This is a genomic window from Endozoicomonas sp. Z74 (assembly GCF_057680865.1).
The window spans coordinates 1-5,721 of record NZ_JBLYZI010000177.1 but is presented as its reverse complement, the minus strand read 5'-3'; the positions used below and the strand labels follow the sequence as shown (position 1 = coordinate 5,721).

General features: G+C 48.3%; 4 protein-coding genes. 1 reads left to right on the top strand and 3 read right to left on the bottom strand.

Annotation, left to right across the window (positions count from 1 at the left end; all coding sequences use genetic code 11):
* Positions 1–899: 899 nt before the first annotated feature.
* The 3 genes from ACNRUY_RS25615 to ACNRUY_RS25605 form a co-directional block, all read right to left on the bottom strand.
* On the bottom strand, positions 900–2,270 hold the full coding sequence (locus tag ACNRUY_RS25615) for a TrkH family potassium uptake protein (protein ID WP_488114503.1): 1,371 nt from the start codon (positions 2,268–2,270) through the stop codon (positions 900–902).
* Between the two features lie 315 nt (positions 2,271–2,585).
* Entirely contained in the window at positions 2,586–4,550 is a 1,965-nt protein-coding gene (locus ACNRUY_RS25610) for a bifunctional 2',3'-cyclic-nucleotide 2'-phosphodiesterase/3'-nucleotidase (RefSeq protein ID WP_488114502.1), read from the bottom strand.
* A 154-nt stretch (positions 4,551–4,704) separates the two neighbouring features.
* Positions 4,705–5,031, bottom strand: a complete 327-nt coding sequence (locus ACNRUY_RS25605; RefSeq protein ID WP_488114501.1) for a VOC family protein — start codon at positions 5,029–5,031, stop codon at positions 4,705–4,707.
* A gap of 138 nt (positions 5,032–5,169) precedes the next feature.
* Between ACNRUY_RS25605 and ACNRUY_RS25600 the strand changes: the two genes are divergently transcribed.
* Entirely contained in the window at positions 5,170–5,532 is a 363-nt protein-coding gene (locus ACNRUY_RS25600; protein WP_488114500.1) for a hypothetical protein, read from the top strand.
* Positions 5,533–5,721 lie beyond the last annotated feature (189 nt).

The following is a 5,721-nucleotide window of genomic DNA, read 5'->3' as shown; positions in this document are numbered from 1 at the left end:
CCGGAAATACCTTGTGCATCACCGGCAATGGGTGAGGGCGGCAGAGTTTTATGGAGGACACCGATCTGCTCTGGGGACATCATGGGTATGGACTTCAGGATGTCTTGGAATTGCTGAGGTTTCATGGCTGGAACTCCACTTTACACGACAATTCTCATGCTCAGGGAGTATAGACCATGTTAGCAACATTTAATTTGAACAGCGCCGTGGAACCGCATATTATGATCATGACATCGAATATTGTGCATGCCCTCCAGAAAGCGTTGGACAAAAATGTGAAACGACTCTAAGTCAGCTGGAGTCTTCACCGGAAAATAGGGCAGAGCACCCTGATAGAAACGACTGCCAAAATGGTGGAACCCCACTTTATGAGCAAGGCACTTTATACTGTAATTGCCTACCTGAAACGCATGGACAGCATTGTGAAATCGTATCCAGCCAACAAAAACCCACTAAATATGACTTAATAAAAACCCTTCAAGCTCAATCCGAGCCTAAGTTCGACAACTATTGTGTAGAGTGGGATAAAAACGGAAATTACGAGTCTGTCTGGACAATAACCAAAACCAATGAGGTAGCTACATATACACAATACACTTATCGCCACCAAAATAATGAGGTGCAGTGGAGTCCGGAACGGAAGTTTACCATGCCACCATTTGACATTCAAAACTGTATATCGGGCCCTTCTGAAAGCCAAGTACTGAGAATATTCCTCATGAATGAGGAAGGCCTTTCTGAAGATTGGCATATTGAAAAAAACTCTGAAATTCTAACTCCAATAAAATCTCATCCATAAATAATTAATAGTTCAATGAGCTACAGAAAAACTGCTGTAAAAAAGGGTAAAGCTGTAGCTCATATATAAAAACCAGTTATCACATGCAGGGCTCTTTCACTTACCTCCGCCAGAAAGCCGAGGTAAACAGCACCAGCACCGTAATGACTTCCAGGCGTCCCATCAACATACCAATGGCCAGCACCCATTTGGCCATATCCGGAAGCGCCGCAAAATTCCCTGCGGGTCCAATCAACTCACCCAGTCCCGGCCCCACATTGGCAATGGCCGTAACTGCACCCGTCAGGCTGGTAATGAAATCAAGTCCCATCAGACTGAGCAGCAAGGTAATGATGCCAACCAGCATCAGAAAGAAGAAGGTAAAGCCCACAAATGAGCGGATAATATCGGAATTAATGGGCTGCCCGTTGTATTTCATACTGAAACAGGCCCGGGGATGACTTAACAGTTTCAACTGAACATTCAGAAGGCTCAGGCCAAGCTGAAAACGAAAAATCTTCACTCCTCCCGTGGTGGAGCCGGAGCAACCACCAATAAAACTGAGAAAGAAAAACGCAGTAGCGGCAAAGCCCCCCCACAGACTGTAATCGGTCAGGGCATACCCTGTGGTACTGATGACAGAAGTCGTATTAAACGCTACCAGGGTTAATGCCTCAAAGACCCCATACTCCGAGTTCATTACTAACCAAAACGTCAAGCCACTCCAGACAATCAGCATCAATTTGACCAACGCCCGGACCTGAGCATCCTGGTAAAGAGGCTCGGCATTCCCCGCGAGAAACCGGACCAACAGCACAAAGGGCATGCTGCCCAGCAACATAAACACGGTACCGGACCAGTGAATCGCCGGGCTGTCAAAGTGCCCCATAGACGCATCCGATGTGGAAAAACCACCGGTCGACAGCGTGGTCATGGCATGATTAATCGCCTCAAAAGCACTCATTCCCCCCAGGTAGTATGCCAGGGCACAACACCAGGTGAGCCCGAGGTAAACCTGGACAATTCGCTTGGCAATCACACCGGAACGGGGCATGACTTTATCAGACCAGTCTGAAGACTCACTCTGAAACAGCCGCATCCCCCCCACTTTTAAGAAGGGCAGTATCGCCACCGCCATGACAATAAAGCCAATCCCACCCAGCCACTGCAGGGCCGACCGCCAGATCAACAATCCCGGATTCATGCTATCCAGGCCGGTCAGCACGGTTGACCCTGTGGTGGTAATTCCCGACATGGTTTCAAAAAAGGCATCGGTAAAACTGATTTCCCGCTCCAGAATGAACGGCAACGCGCCAAAAATACAGAGCACCACCCAACTCAGGTTGGTCAGCAGAAAAATCTCACGAGAACGCAGACGAAACAGATCCGGCCTGAAAAACCGCCAGATAAACAGCCCAGCAGCTCCGGTGATCATTGCCGACAGGGTAAAAGCCATCTGATGTGCCGGAGTCCCAAAAATCAAATTGGTCACCAGGGGGATGCACATCAAAGCAGACAGAACGATTAAAAATAATCCGATGACATACAGGACAGGAATATAAAGCATGGTCTGAACGGGTCTGGAAATCCTTTAACCCCAGCGTTTATCTGACACTGTGCGGGCATACAATATTTACTGAAAAAAGACCTTTTTCATACAGAACGATTATTGTCAGGGCGCCCTGGGCAGTCTGCAGGCATTTATACCTAACGCCCGTCAGCAAAACCTACCGCATCAAACCATTCAAAGGTATAAAAACAGCACCAGTGAGTATTCTCACGGTGCCGAATAACCATTCAATGAGAGTCACTGACTGAGGTCGATCCGGTATACCCCAAAGCCGGAAGCATCCTTGCCAACCTTCTCTACAGGGTACTGTGCCTGTTCTTTAATAAACGCTGACGCTTTCTCAGAGGGGGAGGTCTCAAAAGTGATGTTCAAAGGCGTGTCAGACTGGATAGGTGCCAGCCGCCAGTTGTTATCCGCTCTCGGTATGACCTGTCCCTTAGCCTCAGTCTGCGAAGAGATATAGTTGGCCAGAATCGTGCGGTTTTCATCCGGTGACGCAAAAGCAACAAAGTCATCCCCTGTACCTGCAAAATCACCCCCACCGTATGCCCGGTAGTTATTGGTGGCAATCAGGAATACCTGATTCGGATCTACCGCTTTTCCTTTATAGGTCAGCCCGGTAACCCGCTCATAGGCAGGATCGACTACTTCACCTTTTTCGTTGTACCGTGCAGGCTGAGTCACATCGATCTGGTATTGCACTCCATCCAGTACATCGAAATTATAGGTTCTGAACTCATCCCAGTTAATCAGAGGCTGGGGGCCTGAGCGATCAGGGTCAATCTGGTTGAACTGGCCCGCAGAGCGTTCCAGCCACTCCTTTACCTCACGGCCTGTCACTTTAACTGCCACCAGAGTGTTAGGATACAGATAAAGATCCGCAGCGTTACGGAAACTGAGTGTGCCGGCTTCCACTTCCGTGAAATTGGCCGGGTCATTCTTGCGCCCACCCACTTTGAAGGGGGCTGCAGCGGCCAGCACAGGAAGCCCTTCCAGGTCAGGATCCCCCTGAATAAACCGCTCCACATAATCAATCTGGGCATTATTGACGATTTGAATCGTCGGATCGTCCTGAACCAGGGCCAGATAACTGTACATCACATCAGAAGCCTTGCCGATAGGCTTGTTGACGAACTCACGGGTGCCCTTGTGCTCAGCTTCTACCGTCTCTACAAGCTGCTGGTCCGCCTTCACCAGAGCCTTTCCAGAAGCCCGGTCAAATACGGGGCGGGTAGTTGCTCTTCCGGAAACCACCTTCCACCGACCACTGCGATTATCCAGCTTCAGGTCAACCATGCCCAGGTGACTGCCCCAGCGGCCAGGCATAACAGCAGGAACACCATTAATGGTGCCCTCCTCCAGGTTCACCCCTTTGATTCCCGCAAACGCCTTCCCGGGAAAAACGCCATGGGAGTGGCCAAACATAATGGCATCCACCCCTTCCACCGTGGAGAGATAGTAGACTGAATTTTCCGCCATGGCCTTGTAAGGTTCTGTACTGAAACCGGAGTGAGGAATAGCAATAACCACTTCAGCCCCTTTGGCTTTCATCTCTGGTACATACTTTTCAGCAGCCTTGAGGATGTCGCCGGCAACCACTTTTCCTTCCAGGTTTTTCCGGTCCCACTGCATGATCTGGGGAGGCACGAAGCCGATATAGCCCACATTCACATTCTGCATGCGGCCCTCGGTGTCCTTAAACGACTGTTTTTTAATAATGTAAGGCTGGTAAAGGTGCTTTCCAGTAGCCGCATCCACCACATTGGCATTCACATAGGGGAATCGAGCACCATCAGTCGCCTTTTTGAGGAAGCTCAAGCCATAGTTGAACTCATGATTGCCAATATTGCCAACATCATAATCAAGCTGGTTCATCACTTTATACACGGGATGAACACGACCTTTCTCCAGCCCTTTGGCAGCCATGAAATCCCCCATGGGAGAACCCTGGATCAAATCCCCGTTATCCACCAGAACACTATTGTCTACCTCTTCCCGCGCCTGCCTGATCAGACTGGCCACCCTTACCAGACCAAACTGGCTGGTTGGCTGATCCTTGTAATAGTCATAATCCATCACATTGGTGTGGATATCGGTAGTTTCCAGCACTCTCAGATCTATAGTGGCAGCAGAAGCAAGGCCGCTAAATGAAAATAGGCCTGCCACCAATGTGGCGAACAGTGGCAATCGACAAGGGATCATGGAAGTACCTGCAGCTCCAGAAAAATATGGGACGAAAGTCTACGAACAACCCACAGAGCTGGGCATCAGGAACTGTCACACCATAGAGTGGTGAATGACTACGCCCTGAATATTGAACTCAGGCGCCCCTTATTTGTTTGAAGGAAACAGGGCGTTAAATCTCTGCATCTTCAGCTATCTGCAGGAACTCCACAGGTGCTCCGTTGTCTTCAATAAAAGCAACCCTGAGACCAGGAGAAGGGGAGTTGGGAGAAATAATCACGTTCTTTCCCTGAATAGCCTTATCAAGGTCATCCACCTCAAAGGCAACATGGGGAACGGTTTTCACCAGCTCAGGAAGCTCGCAATCATCATCAAACAGCATCCATTCTACGTTATACGGACTGGTTTCATAACCGCCTACCGACATTTTGAGATGGGGCAGATACCGCATCCCTTCTTTTTTCTCTTTGGTAGGAATGCCGAGGTGGTGGTATTTCATTGCTTAAAACACCTTCATAGTAAGAGGTTAACAAGAAGCTATAATAGTTGCATTTTCTAAACAAACATCCAACTTTCTGGATTTTAACTCAATAAATACTAATCTGATAACTCCCTATATTTATCATGAGAAAAGCCAGTGAATATCAGATCTATTTCTGTAGTTTCTTTATTCTTCCTGAAGATACTGACACCAACAACCACGCATGCTGATTTACTTCTCGACATTTCCCAAAAAGGAGAATTGCAACAGGCCAAGTCTGATGCACAGCTGATCAAAAGAACAGCTTCAGTAAAGGAGCTTCTGGCCACAGGACAGCTAACTGATGAACAGCATGAAAAAGCGAAGCAGTACCTTGTACTCGAAGCAACAGGTCATCTTCAGGCTCCCGTCAAATTTTCAGCCGGAACGCAACGATCTATGAAATTAGCAATGAGCACTCAATACTATAAAAACACAATGCAAATGTCAGATTTAATGACAGGGCGCTGTTCAAATTAAATGTTGCTAACATGGTCTATACTCCCTGAGCATGAGAATTGTCGTGTAAAGTGGAGTTCCAGCCATGAAACCTCAGCAATTCCAAGACATCCTGAAGTCCATACCCATGATGTCCCCAGAGCAGATCGGTGTCCTCCATAAAACTCTGCCGCCCTCACCCATTGCCGGTGATGCACAAGGTATTTCCGG